The organism is Klebsiella sp. SWET4, assembly GCF_024296565.1.
Taxonomy (GTDB): domain Bacteria; phylum Pseudomonadota; class Gammaproteobacteria; order Enterobacterales; family Enterobacteriaceae; genus Klebsiella; species Klebsiella variicola.
Window position 1 is genome coordinate 34,474 of the sequence record NZ_JANCOB010000004.1, and the last position, 22,197, is coordinate 56,670.

Consider the following 22,197-nt stretch of genomic DNA (forward strand, 5'->3'; position numbering starts at 1 on the left):
ACCAGCGTTGCTAAGGTTAGTCTGAGTGCATCATACAGGATGCGCGTAATCAATAAAAGAGAGGCTCCCCTTTTGGAGTAATAGCCAAAGCAAGACCGCCATTAACGTTAATTTTTTGATTTCAGACAACTTGAACGTAGACGCTATCGCCCGGCGACGCTAGCATTAAGGGTTATAAATGTAACCTGCTACACAAATCGGCCCGCTATTCCCCTGCCGCCGTTTTTCCCTGTAGACATCAAGGATTTGTCATCATTATGAATCGACTGTTCCGCTTGCTGCCGCTGGCCAGCCTCGTCCTCACCGCCTGTTCTCTTCATACGCCGCAAGGGCCTGGCAAAAGCCCGGATTCGCCGCAGTGGCGTCAGCACCAGCAGGCTGTTCGCAGCCTCAACCAGTTCCAGACTCGCGGGGCGTTTGCCTATCTTTCCGATGAGCAAAAAGTCTATGCTCGCTTCTTCTGGCAACAGACCGGCCAGGACCGCTATCGCCTGCTGCTGACCAACCCGCTGGGCAGCACCGAGCTGTCGCTGACCGCGCAGCCAGGCAGCGTGCAGCTGATCGATAACAAAGGCCAGACCTACACCGCCACCGATGCCGAAGAGATGATCGGCCGCCTGACCGGGATGCCGATCCCGCTGAACAGCCTGCGCCAGTGGATCATCGGCCTGCCGGGCGACGCCACCGACTATTCGCTGGACGATCAGTACCGTCTGCGTGAACTTAACTACACGCAAAATGGCAAAACCTGGCACGTCACCTACGGCGGCTACACCAGCGATACCCAGCCAGCCCTGCCGTCTAATGTCGAGCTGAACAATGGCGCTCAGCGCATCAAGCTGAAGATGGATAACTGGATCGTGAAATGATGAGCCGCTGGCCCTCTCCTGCAAAACTGAATCTGTTTTTATATATCACCGGCCAGCGGGCCGATGGTTACCATACCCTGCAGACGCTGTTTCAGTTTCTCGACTATGGCGACACCTTGACCATCGAACCGCGAACTGACGGTCAACTGCGCCTGCTGACGCCGGTGGCCGGCGTGCCGGACGAGGAGAACCTGATCGTTCGCGCTGCGCGTCTGCTGATGCGTGCCGCCAGCGAAAGCGACCGCCTTCCGGCGGGTAGCGGCGCCGATATCAGTGTCGACAAGCGCCTGCCGATGGGCGGCGGCCTGGGCGGCGGCTCATCCAATGCCGCCACCGTGCTGGTGGCGCTCAACCATCTCTGGGGCTGCGGTCTCTCGGAAGAGGAGCTGGCGACCCTGGGCCTTCAGCTGGGGGCCGATGTGCCGGTCTTCGTGCGCGGTCATGCCGCCTTTGCCGAAGGAGTCGGCGAAATTCTGACGCCGGTGGAGCCCGAGGAAAAATGGTACCTGGTGGCGCACCCGGGGGTCAGTATTCCGACGCCAGTCATTTTTCGCGATCCGGAGCTACCACGAAATACCCCGCGCCGGTCAATTAATACGTTATTAAATTGTGAATTCAGCAACGATTGCGAGCTTATCGCAAGAAAACGTTTTCGCGAGGTTGATGCAGCGCTTTCCTGGCTGTTAGAATATGCGCCGTCACGCCTGACCGGCACAGGGGCCTGTGTGTTTGCTGAATTTAACACCGAATCCGCTGCCCGTCAGGTGCTGGACACTGCCCCGGCATGGCTAAATGGCTTTGTAGCGCGCGGAGTTAACCTCTCGCCGCTCAAGCAGGCCCTGCTCTGAATCCTGCGCCGTGATGGCGCAACGATAACGAGTCAACCGGGGAAATTGAGTTACGGTGACAACGTCACCCTGTTCCAGACGTTGCATCGTGCTCTTTAAATACACCGACTGGATCGAATGGCGCCAGCCCGCACATTATTGGCCCACTCATCCACCACTGGACGCATGCCTGAGGTTCTTCTCGTGCCTGATATGAAGCTTTTTGCTGGTAACGCCACCCCGGAACTAGCACAACGTATTGCCAACCGCCTGTACACTTCTCTTGGCGACGCCGCTGTAGGTCGTTTTAGCGACGGCGAAGTCAGCGTACAAATCAATGAAAACGTACGCGGTGGTGATATTTTCATCATCCAGTCCACTTGTGCTCCCACCAATGACAACCTGATGGAACTGGTTGTTATGGTTGATGCTCTGCGTCGTGCTTCGGCAGGTCGTATCACCGCCGTTATCCCTTACTTCGGTTATGCTCGCCAGGACCGTCGTGTTCGTTCTGCTCGTGTGCCAATCACCGCGAAAGTGGTGGCAGATTTCCTGTCCAGCGTCGGCGTTGACCGCGTGCTGACCGTTGACCTGCACGCAGAACAGATCCAGGGCTTCTTCGATGTGCCAGTTGATAACGTGTTCGGCAGCCCAATCCTGCTGGAAGATATGCTGCAGCTGAACCTGGACAACCCGATTGTGGTTTCTCCGGACATCGGCGGCGTCGTGCGTGCCCGCGCTATCGCTAAACTGCTGAATGATACCGATATGGCTATCATCGACAAGCGCCGTCCGCGCGCCAACGTCTCCCAGGTGATGCATATCATCGGCGACGTGGCTGGTCGTGACTGCGTGATGGTCGACGATATGATCGACACCGGCGGCACCCTGTGTAAAGCGGCAGAAGCGCTGAAAGAGCGTGGCGCGAAACGCGTATTCGCTTACGCCACGCACCCGATCTTCTCCGGTAACGCTATCCAGAACATCAAAAACTCTGTGATTGATGAATTTGTCGTTTGCGATACCATTCCGCTGGCACCCGAAATTAAAGCGCTGGATAAAGTGCGTACTCTGACGCTCTCCGGTATGCTGGCTGAAGCTATTCGCCGTATCAGCAATGAAGAATCTATCTCTGCTATGTTCGAACATTAATCGAGCCGAGCATAAAAACCCGCTGCGGCGGGTTTTTTTGTCTCTGAATTTTTAATTCTTCCACAAAATCATTCGGCATGCGTCAAGGCGGCAAGTGAATGAATCCCCGGGAGCGTACAGGCAGTACGTGACCGGGGTAAATGAACGCAGCCAACACAGAGGCATCCCGAAGGATGACGTGGAAATGACCAATGCCTCCTTCACCTGCCATTTAGTTGACAGATGATGCGCTCATGGATGAAACATTATTGTGAACAGATTATTTTCCTCACATGTGATGCCTTTCCGCGCCCTCATCGACGCTTGTTGGAAAGAAAAGTACACCACCGCCCGCTTTACCCGCGATCTGATCGCCGGGATCACCGTCGGGATCATTGCGATTCCGCTGGCGATGGCGCTGGCGATTGGCAGCGGTGTGCCGCCGCAGTACGGCCTCTATACCTCAGCGGTGGCAGGGATTGTGATCGCCTTAACCGGCGGGTCGCGCTTTAGCGTTTCCGGCCCGACCGCCGCCTTTGTGGTGATCCTCTATCCGGTTTCCCAGCAGTTTGGTCTGGCGGGGCTACTGGTGGCGACGCTGATGTCGGGGATCTTTTTAATTCTCTTTGGTCTGGCGCGCTTTGGCCGTCTGATCGAATATATCCCGCTGTCGGTGACTCTCGGTTTCACCTCCGGGATCGGTATCACCATCGGTACCATGCAGATTAAAGACTTCCTCGGCCTGCAGATGCCCCATGTGCCGGAGCATTACCTGCAGAAAGTGGCAGCGCTGGCGATGGCCCTGCCAACGATTAACCCCGGCGATGCCGCCATCGGCGTCGTCACCCTTGGCACCTTGATCCTCTGGCCGCGGCTGGGTATCCGTCTGCCGGGCCATCTTCCGGCATTACTCGCCGGCTGCGCGGTGATGCTGGTAGTCAATTTGCTCGGCGGCGATGTCGCGACGATCGGCTCGCAGTTCCACTATCAGCTGGCAGACGGCACTCAGGGCAACGGCATTCCACAGCTGCTGCCGCAGCTGGTACTCCCCTGGGATATGCCGGGCTCAAACTTTACCCTGAGCTGGGCCTCGCTGCAGGCCCTGCTGCCTGCCGCCTTCTCCATGGCGATGCTCGGCGCCATTGAGTCTCTGCTGTGCGCGGTGGTGCTCGATGGCATGACCGGCACCAAGCACAAAGCCAATAGCGAGCTGATTGGCCAGGGGCTGGGCAACATCGTTGCGCCGTTCTTCGGCGGGATCACTGCCACTGCGGCGATTGCCCGCTCGGCGGCGAACGTCCGCGCCGGCGCCACATCGCCGGTGGCCGCCGTGATCCACGCCCTGCTGGTGATCCTGGCGCTGCTGATCCTCGCCCCGCTGCTCTCCTGGCTGCCGCTGTCGGCGATGGCCGCCCTGCTGCTGATGGTGGCATGGAATATGAGCGAGGCGCATAAAGTGATCAACCTGCTGCGCCACGCACCGAAAGACGACATCGTGGTGATGCTGATGTGCATGTCGCTGACGGTGCTGTTTGATATGGTGATTGCCATCAGCGTCGGGATCGTGCTGGCCTCGCTGTTGTTTATGCGCCGTATCGCGCGCATGACCCATCTGGCGCCGGTCAACGTCGAGGTGCCAGACGATGTGCTGGTGCTGCGGGTGATTGGGCCGCTGTTCTTTGCCGCCGCCGAAGGCTTGTTCAACGACCTGGAGACCCGGATCGCCGGCAAGCGCATCGTGGTGCTGAAATGGGACGCGGTGCCGGTTCTCGACGCCGGTGGTCTGGATGCCTTCCAGCGCTTTGTGAACAAGCTGCCGGAAGGCTGTGAATTGCGCGTATCTAACCTCGAGTTTCAGCCGCTGCGCACGTTAGCGCGCGCCGGCGTCAAGCCGCTGCCCGGACGCCTGAGCTTCTACCCCGATCGTCAGGCCGCGCTGGCTGACCTGTGATCACCCGGCGGCAGGCCCCTGCGCCTGCCGCATCAAGGCTCCGGTCGCCTGCTGCAGCCAGCTCAGCACCGCCGGCGTCATCCAGGTGCCCTTCATCAAATGCGGCTCCTGCTCCATTGCCCGACGAAACTTCTGCAACGTCTGCGGCCGGGTACCGGCATAGGACTGAAACAGTTCAAGCCACGCCCGGGCCAGCGCCTGACCCGACGCCGAGTCCGGCGCTACGCCCTCCCGGCACGCCTGATGCAGCTTCGCCACCAGCGCAGGCCACTCCTGTAGCCGGTCGAAATAGTGCCGGCGGGTGAACGCCATCTCCTCGTCGTCGAGGTACCGCGCCCAGATGGCCAGTTTACTTTCGGCAAAGGCCTCGGTGATAAAGGCGATGATGGCCGGGGTGACGCCGGTCTGTTCAACCATTTGCGGCTCGGCGGCATGCATCTCGTTCAGGCGGGTCAGAAACTCCGGGCGCCCTGCCGTATCCTGCTCCAGGCGCTCCATCCAGCGCGTCGCCAGACTCATCGCCTGCGGACTGTCCGTCGGGCAGCCGCTCGCCATCAGCGTCTGCACCTCCTCTGTTAGCTCGCGCCACGCCTGCGCGCGCTGTTCATCCTGTGCCGCAAACGGCAGCGCGGCTAACTCCTGTTGACTAAACCAACGATCGTACATTTTCATTAACTCCAGCGTCTGTAGCCAGGACTCCAGATCGGGTTCATTGCCGCCCGCCAGCGCCTCGCGCAGCACCAACAGCCGGTCGCGCAGCCTGCCGACATCGCGCAATTGGGCGTTGAGCGTCTCTATCTGCTGCGTCAGCAGCTCGGGTAGCGACAGCGTTTGCCGATCGAGATAGTCCTTGATGGTGGCGAGCGTCAGCCCGGCCTGCGCCAGCGCCTTTATCATATGCAGGCGCTGAACCGCGGACAGGTTATAGAGCCGATAGCCCGCCTCGCTTCTGGCCGAAGGCGTTAACAGCCCCGTCTGTTCATAATGATGCAGCGTACGCACCGTCATTCCGGCGCGCTTCGCCAGCTCTCCCACCTGAATTAACATGACTGCTCCTCTCTGTGGCCAGGTCCGCTACTCTGCTGCCTGACGTAACGTCAGGGTCAAGCGAAAACCTCATTAGCTATTCATTTTGGTGGCAACCTTAGCAGCACGGAGGTCAGGACGGAATGGGGTCGTATGGTGATGGGGAAAAGAGGAGGAAATAACGAGAGTCACAGGAAAACGCATCGGCCTTCAGGGGCCGATGCGGGAAATCATGCTACGGTTAGCTGTGGCGATGCTGATTACGACGGCAGCGTTTATCATAGTGGCGCACCCACCAGTAGCGGTCGCTGACCTGCTCGTGGCCGCCAATACGGGCACCGGCCAGCCAGAGCACGGCGCCAACGAAGATGCTTAAGATTGCGCCATGTGCAAAGAATTGCGGCAGGTTAAGCTGCGGAAGCTGGTTCAGAATGGAGTAACCTACCCCCACAACCATCACCACCAACCCTAACCCCATGAGTACGTTACCGAGTAACGAAGCGTTTTTGCGTTTCATGTGTCACCTCCGGACTTTGGGTTGCCAGGGAATATCCCCAAATCTTATAGGTGTAGTATAGACAGGGTCCCTGCCCTGGAGTGCGCCCACGATCACATTAGTGAACACCGATTAGACAAATATTTACAAATAAGCCTCTGAACAATATCAAATTCTAATGATTCAGGTGGGTAATCATCAATGCTGGTATTGTCTCGTGGGCAGAACTTTGTCAAGCGCGCCCGCAGACAGTACACTACGCGGCAGAGAATGCCCCATGCAGGAAAGAAAACGTGACCATTAAACTGATTGTCGGCCTGGCCAACCCCGGTGCGGAATATGCCGCCACCCGGCACAACGCTGGCGCCTGGTATGTCGATTTACTGGCGGATCGCCATCGTGCGCCGCTGCGCGAAGAGAGCAAGTTCTTCGGCTACACCTCGCGCATCAATCTGGCGGGCGAAGACGTTCGCCTGCTGGTTCCTACGACGTTTATGAACCTCAGCGGTAAAGCAGTGGCTGCAATGGCGACCTTTTATCGCATCAACCCGGATGAAATTCTGGTCGCCCATGATGAGCTGGATTTGCCGCCCGGGGTGGCGAAATTCAAGCTTGGCGGTGGCCACGGCGGCCACAACGGCCTGAAGGACATCATCAGTAAGCTCGGCAATAACCCGAACTTTCACCGCTTACGCGTCGGGATCGGCCATCCGGGTGACAAAAACAAGGTTGTCGGCTTTGTACTCGGCAAACCGCCGGCCAGCGAGCAGAAACTGATTGATGATGCTGTCGACGAAGCGGCGCGCTGCACCGAAATCTGGTTAAAGGACGGGCTGACCAAAGCCACCAACCGCTTACATGCCTTTAAGGCGCAATAAGCCGTTGTCGTGCGGCATTTTTGCCGCGCACCGTGTATAATAGGCAAAGCTATTCAATTTTCTGCAATCTGTTGCTTATAACAGATTGATTATCCAAAGATTAAGGTGATTTAAATCATGGGATTCAAATGCGGTATCGTCGGTTTGCCCAACGTCGGCAAATCCACCCTGTTCAATGCGCTCACCAAAGCGGGTATTGAAGCGGCCAACTTCCCCTTCTGTACCATTGAGCCGAACACCGGTGTCGTACCGATGCCCGATCCGCGTCTGGACAAGCTGGCTGAAATCGTCAAACCGCAGCGCATCCTGCCGACGACGATGGAATTCGTTGATATCGCGGGCCTGGTGAAAGGCGCGTCCAAAGGTGAAGGTCTCGGCAACCAGTTTCTGACCAACATCCGTGAAACCGAAGCTATCGGCCACGTGGTTCGCTGCTTTGAAAATGACAACATTATCCACGTTAACAACAAAGTGGATCCGGCTGACGACATCGACGTTATCAACACCGAGCTGGCACTCTCCGATCTGGACACCTGCGAGCGCGCTATCCACCGTGTGCAGAAGAAAGCTAAAGGCGGCGATAAAGACGCTAAAGCTGAGCTGGCGGCGCTGGAAAAATGCCTGCCGCAGCTGGAAAATGCCGGCATGCTGCGTTCACTGAAAAACCTGACCGACGAAGACAAAGCAGCGATTAAATACCTCAGCTTCCTGACGCTGAAGCCGACCATGTATATCGCCAACGTCAATGAAGACGGCTTTGAGAATAACCCTTATCTCGATAAAGTCCGTGAAATTGCCGCCGCCGAAGGTTCTGTGGTCGTCGCCGTTTGCGCCGCCGTTGAGTCCGATATTGCCGAGCTGGACGACGCTGACCGCGACGAGTTTATGGCCGAGCTGGGTCTCGAAGAGCCAGGCCTCAACCGCGTGATCCGCGCCGGTTACGAGCTGCTGAATCTGCAGACCTACTTCACCGCAGGGGTGAAGGAAGTTCGCGCATGGACCATCCCGGTCGGGGCAACCGCCCCGCAGGCAGCCGGTAAGATCCACACCGACTTCGAAAAAGGTTTTATCCGCGCGCAGACCATCGCCTATGAAGATTTTATTACCTACAAAGGCGAACAGGGTGCAAAAGAAGCCGGTAAAATGCGTGCTGAAGGTAAAGACTACATCGTGAAAGATGGCGATGTGATGAACTTCCTGTTCAACGTCTGATCCCGCTGGCTGGCGTTTTCGCCACCACCGCGTCATAAAAATCCACGCAGCGGCGTGGATTTTTTTTACCCGGACGACACGCTACTCCACAATATGGGTCTCTTCAGCCGCCTCATAGCCATCAACGATCTGCACAATTTTCTTTAACTCGCCCTCGATGAAAGCCGGGGTGGCGCTTTCCCCTGAGGCCGGGTGATGAAGCTCGACCGAGATGCCGCTGGCGGCATTGGTCAGTGACAGGCTGATCTCCAGCTGTCCCGCTGCGGACGATGGTCGCCCGATTTGCTGCACGATGGCCGCCGCCGCCGCGCGCGTATCAACGTCTGCGAGATGCCCCCACCTCATTTCAACATGTCCCTGCTGCCCTGCCTTTATCACCTGCAGCGTATAGCCGCTTCTTGCCGTTGCCATGTCTTTTCCTCCGGTTTCGTTGCCCGGGCGTCACATTATCAGCCCGGTTTTATCAGCAAAGTTCGTTCACGTGCGCCTTGCCGTTAATGACTCTTTTCCACATAGATCTGCATGTTTTCTTTGGTCACTAACTCAAACGGGATCCAGACATGAGACTCGACCTTTTCTCCTTTAATCAACTTCAGCGCTACCGCTAAGGCCGTTTTGCCCTGACCGACGGCGTCCTGGAAGACCGTCACCTGGATCTTATCGCTGGCCAGGGCTTTCAGCCCGTCCGGCGTGGCGTCGATCCCACCGATCAACAGCTTCTTCTGGCTCTTCTCCAGCGCCATCGCCGCGCCAATCGCCATCTCGTCGTTGTTCGCCGCCACAATATCAATCGCTTCCCCGTTGCCTGTCCAGTTCTGCATCAGATCCATTCCCTCGCTGCGGGAATAGTTGGCCGGCTGTTTCTGCACCACTTTCATTGCCGGATATTTGGCCACCACCTGCTCGACGTCTTTGGTGCGCTGCAGCGCGCCGGCGTCAGTGAGATTGCCGATCATGATGGCGACATTGCCTTTGTAGTTCGCCAGCTTCGCCAGCGCCTCCATCTGCAATGTGCCGGACTCCCGCTCGTCCGAACCGACAAACACCACGCCAGGCGGTAACGTTTTATCCCCCGGCGTCCGGTTCACATACACCAGCGGCATTTTGGCCTGCTGCGCCATCTTCGTCAGCTGCGGGGTGCTGGCGGAGTCCACCGGGTCGACGATGATCGCGTCCACGCCGGAGGCGATAAAGCTCTGCACCTGATCGGCCTGACGTCCGGTGTCGCCGCGGGCGTCTTCAAACTGCACGTCGACGTGGCGGGCTTGAGCTTCTTTCTCAATGGACTGGCGGATAATGGTGAGAAAGTTTTGATCGAAGTAGGCCATTGAGACGCCGATCTTCTCCGCCAAAGCCGAGGCGGAACAGGCCAGTAACCCAACTAACAGGATGATTTTACAGTGCTTCATAGCATGCCCTCAGAGGTCGAAATGAAATTTTCAATATAAACACAAATGGTATATTTAAATCATTTTCAGACTACGAAGGGCGTTCGGTTCTTGCAATCATGATGTAAAGAAAATGTTGCCATGCGCACACTTTATTTCACCGCCTCACTCACCGAGGGCTTACCGGCAGGGGGATCTCAGCGGGCGGCGACTGCTTTCGCTTCAGCAGGGCATACTCCACGATCAGCTGTTGCAGATGCAGCTCCGCGAGGCTTCCCCGGGCGGCAGGCCAGGGTTGATCAACGGGAAGCGCGACCAGCTGGCGTAGCTCCTCCTCCAGCGGAACGGCGCGGTTAAACGACTGCATGATGGCAAACACTGCTGTTTTCAGTTCGCTCACCGTGAGGTATCTCCCCTTCTGCTCGTCGAGGGCATTGAGCTGGCCGGCGAGCCGCTGCAGCAGCTGCATTCCCTCGGACCAGCCGGTGAGGTTTTCCGCGGGCAATGCGGCAGCGCTCAACTGCTGCCGCCACTGCTGCGCCAGCGGTTGTGCTTGATCCGGCCAGCGACTCAGGGCCTGCCGGACCAGCTGGTCGCCGTAGCTTACCGCCCAGTCCGGCGCCAGGCGGGCGAGCTCGCCAAGCTGGCGCTGCGTCTGAGGCAGATCCACCGGCATCAGGGGAGATGCCCCCGGCAGGCCCGGTATCACATTTTGGGTCACCGAAATGGGCGGTAAATCGGACTGACGCAACGCCAGCCATCCACCGACGGCGATGCCCGTCACCGCCAGCATGGTGACCATCCCGGCGACAAACGGCTTCCAGCGCGGCGCGGTTGCCGGAGAAGACGCCACCACTGGCGCGGGCCGCTTTGCAGGTAAAGGCGGCGCCAGCGGCTCAGCCTTTGGTCTACGTTTTAGTTCTGGCACTGGTTCAACCTTCGCCGCATCCTCTTCGCTGACCAGAGCGCCGGGAAGTTCCGCGTCAGACACCGCCACCGGCGGCGCGGTGGGGAGCGCTGGCGCAGGGTCGAGATTCTCGAAGCGGCTTACCGTGCTGTGCAACAGCGCCCGCAGGTCGCTCAGCGAGTTTTCAGGCGCGATCTCAAGGCGCTGGAGCACTGCGTCGAAGCTTTGCAGCGAACGTTCAGCCTGACCAAGCGACTCGAGATCCGCCGGGGCGAGACTGAGAGTGCGGATCACCTGCCGCAGCCGCTTGCTCAGGGTGCGGAAGATCTCTGTCCGGGCCGGGAGCGCCTGCGGCCACAGGTTTTTACCCTGGTGGGCCAGCAGCGACTCCATTAGCGACAGCCCCTCGTGGATCCCTGCCAGCCCGCCCAGCCTGGCGCGGGCCAGCGTATACCAGGCGACAGTCTGCAGATCCGCGCCGTGATGCTCCAGCAGCGAGCGGGCAAGCTGCTCGGCATACGGCCAGTTAATATCCGGCCGCGCCGGGTGGCTGAGCTTGTTCATTTCCGCACGCAGGGCAATAAAATCAGCCAGCGTGCGCGGGTCGCCACCGGTTTTATAGTGGCGTTCGTCGTGTGTTGTCATCATGATGTCTTTCAGCGAGAGATTAGAGGGCGGAGCGGGCGTCAAGATACTGCTGGCGTTTGAGGTGGCGGATCAACACCCTGCCCTCGGGCATAAACTCTGTGCCGTAACGCACCAGGCCAATATCCTTCAGCTCCGCATCAATGGCATAGCGCAGTTCGCCGGGCGCATGCTGATCGAGCATCACCACCGCGATCCGCTGCAGGCGCGGTTCGTATTTCAGCAACACCGCCGATAACGTGCTCATCAGCTGATGCGCCGACGCCGGCATCCCCTGGAGGATAGCGGTCATATCCGGCAGGCCGTAGTCCGGCAGATGCGCCAGCGTTCCAGCCCGACAGTTGAGGATGCGCTGCATGTTATCGAGCACCGACAGGATGACCTGATCCGTTTCGCTGACAGTATTCAGGTCAAGCCCGCCGGCGAAGTTGCCGTACAGGATGTCATACAGGGAGGGACGAGGCATTTTCACTTCTCCTTAAGCGGGTGCAGCGTCAGTTGATTTTGGCTGGCTTCGATAATGCGCGGCCTCGCCGGGTCAAGATCGTCCCGGGTGAGTACCAGCCGCCAGCTGTTTTGCGTCAGGTCTGGATCGATAAACATGGCCGCCACCGCCACAAACTGCGCGCTGGTTTCCATAGGCATATCGACGGTCACCGATTCGCCCGGACGCAGGCGAACATCTTTTTCCGCCACCCGGTCCGCCTGCAGCGCCTGGCCATCGCCAGCAAACAGCGACGGGTAGTCAGTATTGTCGAACGCCTGCCGGTCCTTAAGCTGGTAAATACGCACTACCGTCGCCAGGGAGGCGCCTTTGGCGTTGTTATTCACCCCTTCCCGGGCGCGAAGATCCAGATGCAGGGTTTTCACCTGGGGGTAAAAAATGGACTGGGTCACGGAAACGGCGCCGTCTTTCACGGTCTGCGTCAGGCCGCAACCGGTTAAGACGGTAACCATAAGGAATGCCAGCAACCTGGCGGAGGGTTTATCTGCGGTAATCGCCATCTTCATCGCTCTCCCTGCGGTGGATATTTTCCCGGACGCGCTGATAGCGCCCCAGATAAATCGTGATCCTGTCGTCAGCCTGTTTCTGCGCATCCAGCGGACGCAGCACAGCGGTACGGCCAAGCTGGACGGCATGCGCCTGCTGGCAGCAAAGTTGCGCATCCGGCAGTAAATGGCGGGCGACGCAAAGCTGCAGCCGCACGTCGAGATGAGATCCGAGCCAGACGTGCAGGAGCGCCATCAGGTCGCTGAACAGTTCGCCGCCGGGCAGCCAGCCGCGAACCTCATCAGGATTCTCCGTGGCTAGCTGCAGCAACACCTGACTGTTCACATCCGTGGCGTGAGTTCCCATCACTGGCCTGTGTTGCAGGCTAACCGGCTGGCGGATGCTCATCGTTAACGGCTGCGACAAGGGGATCCGGCAGGGATCGTGGTGGTACACCGTCGCCCGGGTCCCCGGGGCCAGGAGCGCCACCAACGCCTCCATGCCTTCCCCGGATCTCCCCGGCAGCATCATCACCGGCAGCAACGCCAGAAATCGCGACAGCGGCGCTGCGGCAACGGCGGCACATCCCGGTATGCCCAGCCCCGCCAGGCCCAGCAGATACTGCGAGGTGTTGTCCGTGCCACCCGCCCGAAAGGTTGCCGGGTAGGAATATTTGCGCCAGATACGGTAATACTGGGCGATCAGCCGATGGTTAAAGATATCGAGAAAATCCTCGGTCGCCTCGACGCCTTCCCGCCGTTGCGCAATGTCATCGCTACAGTGGGTCGGCAGCGGGGATTCCACGCCGTAGAGCCCCATAAAAGCAACGCGAACCGCCGGCGGTCGGGGCGGTTCAGGATCGTCCATTCCACGGATTTCGCCGGCCGGGAAACCCATCCCCGGATGCGGGCGAAAGCGTATGGGCTCATCACCCAACTGCCAGTCGCTGCCGATGACCGGCGCCTTCGGCTGGATCTTCTCCAGCAACTGGCAGAAGCGGTAAAAATTCATGTATGGCAACTGAGGCCGGAGCTGCGCCATCAGCCGGCCAGCCGCAGACTGTGATTCTCTTTCCACCGGATACATTTCCCTTCAGGTTGAACGATGAGCGTCAGCTGGTTGAACTGATTCATATCGGCATACAGTGCGAAAAAGCGGTTGAGCATGTCGCCAAACAGGTGGACATCGCCCGCGCCGGTAAATCCGCTACCGTCGAGCGTCACTTCGATATCCAGCCCGCGCAGCAGGAATCCCTGTTCGAAACGCTGAATTCGGTGATGGCTGACCGCCAGAATAGCGTCCAGACGACGGTTATTGAGCTCATCCTCCCGCCAGTTGTAGAGCGACAGCGTACCGCGCAGTACCTCGGCGCTGCTCATCATATTGAGAAAACGGGTGCCCAGATGGCTCATGACCCGCCAGTGGTAGCGGTCTTCCGCCGGGGGATATACCGGCAATGTGGGCTTACAGAGATTGCGGACGGTAAGCGGCGTGGCTGATATCGACTCACAGCGATCCAGCAGCGTGCTCTGTAGCGCCCGGCGCGGCAGCTGGCCGTTAGTGCCGGTGATGCGCAAGGAGACCGTTTCCCGTGCCAGCGCCCGGTCGGCCTCCCATTGCTGTCCGCCGAGGATAAGCCAGGTATCGTGCATGCCGGTGACGCCCCGCTTGACGCGGGTGTGGTAGTAGCGCTCCGGCGCATGGCGACGCATCATTCCCCCCTGGTGACGAAAGCGGGTGAAAGGCACATAGCGCGCCTCCCCGGTGCGCCCGGAGCCGGTCACGCTGTCGACAGAATAGATTTCGGTATGCCCGTCCTGCAGGCGCTTCGGACGCAGGAGGTATTCGCTCTCCAGCCCGCTGATGGTCAACGGATCGGCCTCGAGGGTAAACAGGTTAATCACCGGCACACAGTGCAGGCGCAGGCTGCTTGCGCTGACGGGTAAATCGCTTTGCCAGACCTCGCTGAACACCACCTCAAGCGTGAAATGCGATATCCCCGCCGGCAGGGTGATGTTTTCCAGGCCATTTAGCTGCACGAACATAAATTTTTCGCGAAAGGTGAAATACTCGAGCAGCAACTGATAGCCGCTGAAAGCGCTCTCCCCCTTCGGCCATAAACGATCTTCCTCGCTGAATCCTCCCGGGAAAAAATAGCCGTCGAGGCTTACCCGCTCTGTCTGACCCGGCAGGCGCAGGTACAGCGCGGCCTGGCGTCGGGTCAGCCACTGATGGAGGGCGCTGCCGGTAACGGCGTCTTCCCCCAGGTACAGCGGCAGGCGGCGGAGATCGGTCTGCGACCAGTCCGCCAGCTCGCTACAGGCGAATCGTAGTCGCAGAGCCGAACGTCCGTCCGGCTCCGCCGTCATCACCGCCTCCTCTATCGCCAGCGGGTTAAGCGTCAGATCGCGGGTGGTTCGGTACCGGCACACGGTATTTTTCGGCCCCAGTGGGCGGGAGCTAATCTCAAACCCGACGGGCACCGTTTCCGCCATCTTCATCGCCGGCAGCGTTGGGGTCAGCGCCACGATCGATAACGACGGAATGGTGCGCAAATAGTGCGGCCACAGCATGCTGACCAGCCCCTCGGTCAGCTCCGGCAGATCATCATCAATTTTTTCGCGCAAGCGACCTACGGAAAAGGCAAAGCCTTCAAACAGGCGCTCAACGTAAGGGTCCGGCGTACCGGCTTTATCGAGATCCAGCATCGCCGCCCGATCGGGGTGAGCCTGCGCGAACGCTTTTGCCGCCTCGCGCAGGTAGCGCATTTCAGCGTCAAAATATCGCAGGGTTAAATCGTCCATTATGAATATTCCATTATTCGTCTACAGGGAGACACGCAGCATGGCTGCGCGGTCAGATTAGTTGGCCGCCGGGCGGCCATGAGCAGAGGAGGCCCGGCGTCGCAGGTCAACGCCAATCAGTGAGGGAGGCGGTTTCAGTATCCCTCTTCGCCGGGTATATCGTCGGTCAGCGGAACACGCTCAGCAGGCGCGCGCACGCTGAATATCGTCTCCGGTAGCGTAAAGTTTCGCAGGGCCAACAGCGCCAGCGGTCCTTCCCCCGCCTCGGTACGCAGCGTGTAGTTCAGCAACAGACCATCCGGCGCTTTCCAGCTCAGGCTCCAGCTGCTGCTCGTTCCGGGATAAGCGCTGACCACCGCCTTATCCAGCAGGCGGATCCAGCCCCAGGCGCCCGGGAAATCGCCATACTGGCGGGTGCCCGCCCGGGTACTGATCCAGCTCAGACTAGCGCCAGGCGCTTCGGTGTCGGCGGGCCAGCTGAACCGCCGCCAGGCCGGCATCTGGTTCATATAAACAAGTTTCTGACTGTCGATGACCAGCTCCGTCTGCATCACGCCGTCCGCCGTGCCGGGGCGTAGCGCAAAATGTAGTCCCGCTTCGCCGTTGGCGAACGCGACGTCGGAGAGATGGCTCAGGGTATTCATCGCCTGCAGAAAGGCCGGGTTAAACGTCAGCCCCTGGGCATTGATACTGTCCGCCACCCAACGACTCCCCTCTTTATGCAGCACGCCGTTCAGCCGGGTCTGCAGAAAGCGGGCGATGCGCCCGGTCTCGCTATTGAGATATTTTGCCAGCAGCGGCAGAGAGACTTCACTGCTGGTATTTTTAAAGGGGTAGCGACCGCCAAAAGCGCTATTCCAGTCCTCCACCACCGCACTGCGCCACTGGGCGTTGAGACTTTCCGCCGCCGGGGTCAATACCTGCTGCCAGGCCTGCTCCATCGGGCGAACAAACAGCGTCTGCCCAAAACCACTCCACTGCTGGCCCAGTCCCGCCGCCACCAGGCTGCCGTAATCGCGCGTTTCGGTTAGATCCACAGCCTTGCCCTGGAACACCGTCTGCGCAAGCAGGCGGGTCATCGCCTGCGGGTCGGTGGCGTTGGTGACCTGCTGCAGGCGCAGACGCACCTGAGTGACGCGGGTCAGGAAGGTCTGCAGGCTGAGGCGGCTGGTGGGCGTCCCGCCGTCGCGATTGTCCAGCAGCGCCAGCACGGGCCCGAAGGTGGCATCCAGAGGACCGCGCGCGCCGGACCGTTGATCGATGGCGGGCGGGTTATCACGGTTAAACAGCTGCCTGGCCGATTTGACCAGCGAATCGGCGATGGCTTCCCCGGTCTGGCCGGTTCGCCCCTGCACGCTCAGGGTGTTCATCAGCGCCACCAGCGGCGACTGGCGCACATCGGCCATCAGTGTCAGCTGGTCGATAGCATCGGAGAGGGTCGCCGCGCGCTGCCAGCGCAGACTGTTGAGGAAATCCAGCCAGGCGCCGCTAAAATCAGCGAAATAACGCTCCGCCAGCCTGGCTCGCAGAGCTTCCGGCGACGTCGACTGCGCGGCAGTCTGCTTCGTATCACTCAGCACCCAGTCCATTTCATCGCGGCGTTCCGCGACTACTTTCTCAATGGCCGGCTGCACGGCCTGCTCCCAGGCCTGACGGGTAAACATTCCCGGCACCACCTCATCAGTGCTGAACAGACGCGAAGCATCGGTGTCGGCAGTCATATCCGCCAGGCGCATATCGGCATACTGATTCGCCACCTGCGCGAGCATCTTCTGGTAAAGCGTGGACTCACTGTTACGCTGGCCCAGTTGGCGAATTAACCGTGTGCGCACCTGGCTGACCAGACCGTCATCGACAGGCAGACGCCACTGCGGATGCGACGCCAGACTGGCGGCATAAAATGCCAGCAGCGAAGGGCCGCTACCCTGCCAGACGCCGTCCGCCACGCCGGAACGCTGCGGCCACTCGCGCATCAACGCTCCCGCAAACCACGCAGCATCCATTCTCTCCGGGCGGGCCAGCATCAGGTACAGTTTCAACTGGTCGTAAGCGGTCTTCGTCATCGTCTCACGCAGCGGGCTGTCCGGCGGCAGCTGTGCGAAGGCGTTCAGCTGCCGCTGAAGGTGCGCTGCTGCCGCATCGCGCAGCAGCGGCTGCGCCATCTCCCCGTAGCGCGGGAACAGCGCCGCCAGCAGGTCATCATTCTGGCTGAGACCAGCGCGAGCGTACCACGGCGCGCCGTGCTGCGAGCGGTATTCCAGTTTAGAAAGCGTTTTCTGTATCGCGGAGAGCGCATGCAGGCGTACGGCCAGCGGTTGTTTTCCCGCCGAGGCCTGCTGCACCTGCTGATGTGCGGTCGCCACCAGCTCGCGGTTGGCGATAAAAGAGACCAGCAGAGTGGCGGCCCAAAATAACATCAGGGCGGCAGTGGCCACGCTCATCCCACGCATCCAGTTGACTCCCTGTTTGCGCGGACGTAGACCGGCTGGCAACCACAGCACTGAGTCTGGTATCGTTTCCCAGCGGTTATCCCGTCCCCAGTGATGACGGACACTGCGACCAGCCTCTACTGACGCCTCACTAAATACCACTCCGGCCAGCGGCTGCGGGCGGTAAGGATTAAGCAGTACCGATAACGGCTCCGTCACCGTTTCCGGTTTACGGGTCAACTGATCGGCCAGCGCGAGTAAAAAATTGTGCTGTGGTTGCCCGCATATCTGCTGGATGCCCTGCTCTATCAGTAACGGCGCCAGGGCAGTGAACTGTTCGGCAACTATTTGCGGCGTACTACCTGCAGGTAACAGGCAGCCTACAGGCTGAGTGATACGTCCATTTTTTTCGTTGCCCCCCTCATACATCGACCAGACGTATAGGGGTAGTTTCCAGCCAAGAGCTTCGTAGCGTAGCTTTAGAGAGTGAGACACACTGTCCATTTCATCTGGCGTGAGCCTGGGCTTCGTTCTGTTCATCGTTGTCAAAACGCCGTCAAAGCCCGATGTTACCCACACCATACCATCAGCCGGGCGATAACGCAGTTTACGCAGCGCTGTGAACCAGGCGTTATCTACCGCTGCCCCAGGGTCTCCACCCCACAGCAATAATGTACCCTGATCTTCCTGCCAGAGTTCCTGCGTGAGCTTTGGGGTCAGTTGTTCTACGTCTCTGACTGAGCCAATTATCAGCAGAATACGGACTTTGCGGGACCAGGCGCGTCCATACTGATAGCGTAGAGTCTGGCGAATTTCCCCCACCGTAATATGATGGGGAGGTGTCAGCGCCACGCGCCCTTCTTCGCCGGGTAAGACGCTGGCCTGCTGCGACTGCCGGCGATATAAACTCTCCTTCACACGGCGGGACATTGCAGGAAGGTAAAAAACAAATACCAACGCCAGACAGACCAGGACAAACGCCAGTACCTGCTCGCCCCGCGTATTGATATTCAGCATGCCGCCATAGCGGGTGATCCCCCACCATATTGCAGCCATCCCGGCCAACGTAAGCCCGGCCAGGCCAAACCGGCCCAGGCCATTACCCGGTATATTCATCTTCACTCCCTGGGGTGATGGTACTGATAAAATGTTCCTGTTCGCTGGAAAATAACGCCAGCAGGGGCTGTTTACGGAGGCTGACCAGATCGGCTGCCAGGGCGGCCAGGAGCCAGGGCGCTGCGGGTCCCGGAATACCGCACCATTTTTCCAGCAGCGCGATATCTTCAGCTTTCCATGGGGTATGCATTTTGCCGCCCTGCGTGATAAGCGCGGCGCTTGTTTCCGTCCATTTTTTTGCGTCCCCGATAACGGAGGGCGTCTGGCAGGCGACAGTCTGGGTTTCCAGAAACAGGGTGATATCGTCTTCAAAGTTCGTCATATCTAAGGGCATAGGACGTAACAGCCGTGATGAGTGCGGCAGATGGTATTTTTGCGCCACATCATCGCTGGTCAGCAGCAGCACGGCCAGCCCGTCGGAGTATGCTGTACCACCGTTGAGCTGGATGACCAGGAGTAAATTGACCGTCAGTACAGGCTGCTTCAGGCGCTCTTCCACTTCCGACAGTGAGAATGAGCCGGTAACGGTAATATCATCAGGCACGGCGCGGCCAGGAATGTGTTCTTTCCAGAGATTACTGAAACTGCTGGTCAGCTCAGGCGAGGGATTATCCGTGATCAGGGTGACATACAGCGGTAGCTCTTCCGGCAGGCACTGCACGCGCTCTTCTATACTGGTCAGCAGCGCATGCATCGCACTCAACTGCACCGGCTCTTCTACCGGAAGGTAATTAATCCTGCGGGTAAGTCCGTATTGCTGAGGCCGCTCACTTCCCCAATGCGCCGCAGAAATATGATCCGGCAACAGCACTGCACTGCCCAGAACGGCCAGCCAGCGCCCGGCCCAGTCTTCCCACCTCTGCTGTCCGTATTCCGCCTCTTTCAGCAAGAACTGATGCGCTTTCAGATCCCTGTCCCACAGGTAGCAACGCAGACAAAAAATCAGCAACCAGCATCCTGCAGGCATCAGGGATACCCACCAGATATTTATCACTGAGAGAATTTTTACGGTGCCGGAAGCATGGAGGATAAAGAGCAGGACACCGATAATCGCCATCAGTACACCGGCAAACAGCCATCGGGTCAGTGAAGGAGCCGATGGCTGCTCCATGGTCAATGCTTTTGTTCGTACCCAGCCCATTTTTTATCCTATCGCGCATTCCGGCGCGCCGGAAATCACCTGGCAACCGCACTGACATTTGCAGCCATCGACCACGATGGCTTTACCATCGGAAGACCATTCCGGCGCTCCCTCAATAATGGCATTAGTGCCATGTCCCGGAATCGGGCAGCTGACTTTATCCCCCACCAGCGCTACAGGCTTTCCATTTACAATCATGGTGGAGGATGCGGAAATAACAGCACCGCCGTGCGTAGTTTTATCGCCGAGTAATACAAAACCTTTGGACATTGAATTTCCTTTTATATATCAGCGATACAGTAGTTATTAATTAGAATACTCAATCGCATCTATTTCAACCTAAAGAGTGAGGCAATAACATTTAATAACAGACAAAAACCGGCCACTCCTATCAAAGAAAGAATAATAAACATAAAATAATATCTGGAATATCTGCACGCCTCTCTTTACTTAATATATACTTCTTCCCCCAGGTGATATCCCCTACATTAATAACTTTTCACTTCGAACGCCAATTGCCAGACGACCTTATACTCGCGAGATCCGCCTTAATTTCTATTGCATGCTCTATACAATAAAAAATACACTAACAACAAAATAATCAGAATTATAAAAAAATAAAACAGACATTTTCTGATTAGGTGGCAACAGTGGGTATACCTCGCTAATACGACGACTATAGCTCTCTATCGTTTTGCGTTCGCCATAACCTATGGGAAATCCGAAGCGTTCGCGCATCCATCGCTGCGTCATTACTGATTCAAGACTAAATGGCAGCGGATTAGGAAATAACCAAGCCGTTTTTTTTCATCTTCTAACCGCAAAGTCACTTCCTCAAGATTTTTTCTAGTTATTGATAAAAGATAAAAATATTCCTTACCGCCTCATATCCAGCCTGAAAATATCATCACCAACAGTAATCGTTGGTTTTGTTTTGTAGGGAATTAAACCTTGTTCATAAATATCCTGATAAGGTTTACCTAATTGCTTCACAAGTGTTTCGATATCAATATTCATTTGCCACAAAGTCGCTTTTTCTCCAGCGCAATATGAATCTCCTTTGCTCGCTTCAGTGGATAAAAAGTCACGGTTTCTGCAAATAAATCATTGTTATAGATAAATCCGACAGAACTATTTTGATGAGGCATAGGTAAGGTATATATCTCTTCCCCCCCTATAAGCAGTCATAACAATTTTTGCTTCAACGTAAACCATCGGAAATCCTAGATAAGCCCGCACCCACTGCTGAATCATAACTCGTTCCAGACCAAACGGCATAGGATTAGGAAACAGCCAGTCAGTTTTGGCTTCATCTTCAAACCTTAACATTTCTTCTTTCAGATTTTTAATGAGCACCACTTTTTTCCGTTGACAATCATCGTTGATGACGATGAAATAATTTCACTACTGTACATGATTTTACCATCCATTAGAAAAAAACCTTATATGTTGAACGCCACCGATTTTTTAAAATAAGATATAGCATCACACATTATTTATTAACGACACAACGAAATACATACTGCGGACCAACACCATATTTTTCATAGTCATCGTCTTTATCGATCTTCGGAACTGGCAATTTTGATTGCCTGAACATGGTTAAAGCGTACTGTCTGTCGCCGCCAATATATCCACGCAGGACTTTTTTAGTACCCTGCGCAGGCCCCTGAGGATCGTTTACCGGAGAATGAGAGTAATAATCTGCTGCATACCAGTCATTAGTCCATTCAGAGCCACTAAGCCCCATATCATACAGACCCAGGGGGTTTGGGGGATATTTGCCTACTGGGTAAAATGGGAAACCAAAACCATCTGTATATTTATCTAATTCATCTTTACCCGGAACATTTTTCCAGGTAAATAGTCACCATTATTTGTTGGAAACTGAAAATATTGACCTCTGGATCTTGCTGCATATTCCCATTGCGCCTCTGTTGGTAAATCAATCTTTTTACCAGACTCCTTACCTAACCACTGACAATAGTCTTTTGCCTGTTGCCAGGTAACACCAACAGAATAATATCCTTTTTGCAAGGATGGATAATTTTTTAAAAAAAATATGGATGGGTGCTTTTTTTACCCCTGTTATCTGCAAATATTTATTATAATCATCATTGGTGATTTTGTATTTTGATATCGAAAAATCGCTTAATACAACCTTATGTAATACCTTATCATCCTGGTTTATGCTGAAAGGCAGTTTTTCACCGACTAACGGCCCAAAATCCCCCATTAAGAACTCGCCGCCCTTAACGGGAACCATGTTAGAGAGTGACTTAGCAACAAGCGCTTCAGACAAGGTTTCACGCTTGTCAGTACTCTTCTGGTCGCACCCGAGCAGAAAACTGGCGGCAACAGTAGCAACTACGATTAATTTTCTCAT

Annotated in this window: 18 protein-coding genes and 3 pseudogenes; 6 read left to right on the forward strand and 15 right to left on the reverse strand. The window is 57.0% G+C overall.

Annotated features, from left to right (window positions below; translation table 11 throughout):
* Positions 1–257: 257 nt before the first annotated feature.
* From lolB to dauA, 4 genes are all read left to right on the forward strand, one after another.
* Positions 258–869, forward strand: coding sequence for a lipoprotein insertase outer membrane protein LolB (gene lolB / locus NKJ21_RS11470; protein WP_008804385.1), 612 nt, complete (start codon positions 258–260; stop codon positions 867–869).
* Positions 869–1,717 carry a 4-(cytidine 5'-diphospho)-2-C-methyl-D-erythritol kinase gene (gene ispE / locus NKJ21_RS11475; protein ID WP_012541338.1) on the forward strand — a complete coding sequence of 283 codons (849 nt, stop codon included), beginning with the start codon at positions 869–871 and terminating at the stop codon, positions 1,715–1,717. Before lolB ends, ispE begins: the two co-directional genes overlap by 1 nt.
* 183 nt (positions 1,718–1,900) lie before the next feature.
* Complete coding sequence (gene prs, locus NKJ21_RS11480; RefSeq protein ID WP_002910407.1) at positions 1,901–2,848, forward strand: ribose-phosphate diphosphokinase; 948 nt, start codon at positions 1,901–1,903, stop codon at positions 2,846–2,848.
* A gap of 250 nt (positions 2,849–3,098) precedes the next feature.
* Positions 3,099–4,778 (forward strand): C4-dicarboxylic acid transporter DauA, encoded by a 1,680-nt coding sequence (gene dauA / locus NKJ21_RS11485; protein WP_071787626.1) that lies wholly within the window; start codon positions 3,099–3,101, stop codon positions 4,776–4,778.
* On the opposite strand, the gene NKJ21_RS11490 is transcribed toward dauA, so the two are convergent.
* Together NKJ21_RS11490 and ychH are read right to left on the reverse strand one after the other, a co-directional pair.
* Entirely contained in the window at positions 4,779–5,825 is a 1,047-nt protein-coding gene (locus NKJ21_RS11490) for a MerR family transcriptional regulator (RefSeq protein ID WP_012541336.1), read from the reverse strand. It lies immediately after the preceding gene.
* 220 nt (positions 5,826–6,045) lie between these two features.
* Complete coding sequence (gene ychH, locus NKJ21_RS11495) at positions 6,046–6,321, reverse strand: stress-induced protein YchH (protein ID WP_002910437.1); 276 nt, start codon at positions 6,319–6,321, stop codon at positions 6,046–6,048.
* A gap of 272 nt (positions 6,322–6,593) precedes the next feature.
* Between ychH and pth the strand changes: the two genes are divergently transcribed.
* Positions 6,594–7,178: an aminoacyl-tRNA hydrolase gene (gene pth, locus NKJ21_RS11500; protein ID WP_004180389.1), complete on the forward strand. Its 585-nt coding sequence runs from the start codon at positions 6,594–6,596 to the stop codon at positions 7,176–7,178.
* Between the two features lie 117 nt (positions 7,179–7,295).
* Positions 7,296–8,390: a redox-regulated ATPase YchF gene (gene ychF / locus NKJ21_RS11505; protein WP_008804380.1), complete on the forward strand. Its 1,095-nt coding sequence runs from the start codon at positions 7,296–7,298 to the stop codon at positions 8,388–8,390.
* A gap of 81 nt (positions 8,391–8,471) precedes the next feature.
* Here ychF and NKJ21_RS11510 read toward each other — a convergent pair whose 3' ends face one another.
* From NKJ21_RS11510 to NKJ21_RS11575, 13 genes and pseudogenes are all read right to left on the reverse strand, one after another.
* Positions 8,472–8,801, reverse strand: a complete 330-nt coding sequence (locus NKJ21_RS11510) for a DUF1869 domain-containing protein (RefSeq protein WP_043875095.1) — start codon at positions 8,799–8,801, stop codon at positions 8,472–8,474.
* An 83-nt stretch (positions 8,802–8,884) separates the two neighbouring features.
* A complete protein-coding gene (locus NKJ21_RS11515) occupies positions 8,885–9,799 on the reverse strand; it encodes a sugar ABC transporter substrate-binding protein (protein ID WP_164728710.1) in 915 nt (304 codons plus the stop codon).
* A gap of 131 nt (positions 9,800–9,930) precedes the next feature.
* A pseudogene (locus tag NKJ21_RS11520) lies at positions 9,931–11,333 on the reverse strand (VasL domain-containing protein).
* A 19-nt stretch (positions 11,334–11,352) separates the two neighbouring features.
* Entirely contained in the window at positions 11,353–11,796 is a 444-nt protein-coding gene (tssE, locus tag NKJ21_RS11525) for a type VI secretion system baseplate subunit TssE (RefSeq protein ID WP_004152261.1), read from the reverse strand.
* Positions 11,797–11,798: 2 nt separating this feature from the next.
* The gene (gene tssJ / locus NKJ21_RS11530; protein ID WP_077263621.1) at positions 11,799–12,335 is read right to left on the reverse strand and encodes a type VI secretion system lipoprotein TssJ; all 537 of its coding nucleotides are present in this window, start codon (positions 12,333–12,335) and stop codon (positions 11,799–11,801) included.
* Positions 12,316–13,332 (reverse strand): type VI secretion system baseplate subunit TssG, encoded by a 1,017-nt coding sequence (gene tssG, locus NKJ21_RS11535; RefSeq protein ID WP_254732901.1) that lies wholly within the window; start codon positions 13,330–13,332, stop codon positions 12,316–12,318. Before tssG ends, tssJ begins: the two co-directional genes overlap by 20 nt.
* A gap of 29 nt (positions 13,333–13,361) precedes the next feature.
* Positions 13,362–15,125, reverse strand: a complete 1,764-nt coding sequence (gene tssF / locus NKJ21_RS11540) for a type VI secretion system baseplate subunit TssF (protein WP_239270513.1) — start codon at positions 15,123–15,125, stop codon at positions 13,362–13,364.
* A gap of 134 nt (positions 15,126–15,259) precedes the next feature.
* Positions 15,260–18,670 (reverse strand): ImcF-related family protein, encoded by a 3,411-nt coding sequence (locus NKJ21_RS11545; protein ID WP_254732903.1) that lies wholly within the window; start codon positions 18,668–18,670, stop codon positions 15,260–15,262.
* Positions 18,654–19,811 carry a type VI secretion protein gene (locus tag NKJ21_RS11550; RefSeq protein ID WP_239270515.1) on the reverse strand — a complete coding sequence of 386 codons (1,158 nt, stop codon included), beginning with the start codon at positions 19,809–19,811 and terminating at the stop codon, positions 18,654–18,656. The genes NKJ21_RS11545 and NKJ21_RS11550 overlap by 17 nt, the downstream gene beginning before the upstream one ends.
* Positions 19,812–19,814: 3 nt before the next feature.
* Positions 19,815–20,081 carry a PAAR domain-containing protein gene (locus NKJ21_RS11555; protein WP_004175522.1) on the reverse strand — a complete coding sequence of 89 codons (267 nt, stop codon included), beginning with the start codon at positions 20,079–20,081 and terminating at the stop codon, positions 19,815–19,817.
* A 297-nt stretch (positions 20,082–20,378) separates the two neighbouring features.
* Positions 20,379–20,828, reverse strand: a pseudogene (locus tag NKJ21_RS11560) (DUF6392 family protein).
* 114 nt (positions 20,829–20,942) lie between these two features.
* On the reverse strand, positions 20,943–21,170 hold the full coding sequence (locus tag NKJ21_RS11570) for a DUF6392 family protein (RefSeq protein WP_162536011.1): 228 nt from the start codon (positions 21,168–21,170) through the stop codon (positions 20,943–20,945).
* 133 nt (positions 21,171–21,303) lie between these two features.
* Positions 21,304–22,197: pseudogene (locus NKJ21_RS11575) on the reverse strand (formylglycine-generating enzyme family protein).

Bases quoted from the DNA above. Each gene is read 5' to 3' on its own strand.
- lolB (WP_008804385.1), top strand. From the start codon at position 258: ATGAATCGACTGTTCCGCTTGCTGCCGCTGGCCAGCCTCGTCCTCACC.
- ispE (WP_012541338.1), top strand. From the start codon at position 869: ATGAGCCGCTGGCCCTCTCCTGCAAAACTGAATCTGTTTTTATATATC.
- NKJ21_RS11490 (WP_012541336.1), bottom strand. From the start codon at position 5,825: ATGTTAATTCAGGTGGGAGAGCTGGCGAAGCGCGCCGGAATGACGGTG.
- ychH (WP_002910437.1), bottom strand. From the start codon at position 6,321: ATGAAACGCAAAAACGCTTCGTTACTCGGTAACGTACTCATGGGGTTA.
- ychF (WP_008804380.1), top strand. From the start codon at position 7,296: ATGGGATTCAAATGCGGTATCGTCGGTTTGCCCAACGTCGGCAAATCC.
- NKJ21_RS11510 (WP_043875095.1), bottom strand. From the start codon at position 8,801: ATGGCAACGGCAAGAAGCGGCTATACGCTGCAGGTGATAAAGGCAGGG.
- NKJ21_RS11515 (WP_164728710.1), bottom strand. From the start codon at position 9,799: ATGAAGCACTGTAAAATCATCCTGTTAGTTGGGTTACTGGCCTGTTCC.
- tssE (WP_004152261.1), bottom strand. From the start codon at position 11,796: ATGCCTCGTCCCTCCCTGTATGACATCCTGTACGGCAACTTCGCCGGC.
- tssJ (WP_077263621.1), bottom strand. From the start codon at position 12,335: ATGGCGATTACCGCAGATAAACCCTCCGCCAGGTTGCTGGCATTCCTT.
- tssG (WP_254732901.1), bottom strand. From the start codon at position 13,332: ATGAATTTTTACCGCTTCTGCCAGTTGCTGGAGAAGATCCAGCCGAAG.
- tssF (WP_239270513.1), bottom strand. From the start codon at position 15,125: ATGGACGATTTAACCCTGCGATATTTTGACGCTGAAATGCGCTACCTG.
- NKJ21_RS11545 (WP_254732903.1), bottom strand. From the start codon at position 18,670: ATGAATATACCGGGTAATGGCCTGGGCCGGTTTGGCCTGGCCGGGCTT.
- NKJ21_RS11550 (WP_239270515.1), bottom strand. From the start codon at position 19,811: ATGGGCTGGGTACGAACAAAAGCATTGACCATGGAGCAGCCATCGGCT.
- NKJ21_RS11555 (WP_004175522.1), bottom strand. From the start codon at position 20,081: ATGTCCAAAGGTTTTGTATTACTCGGCGATAAAACTACGCACGGCGGT.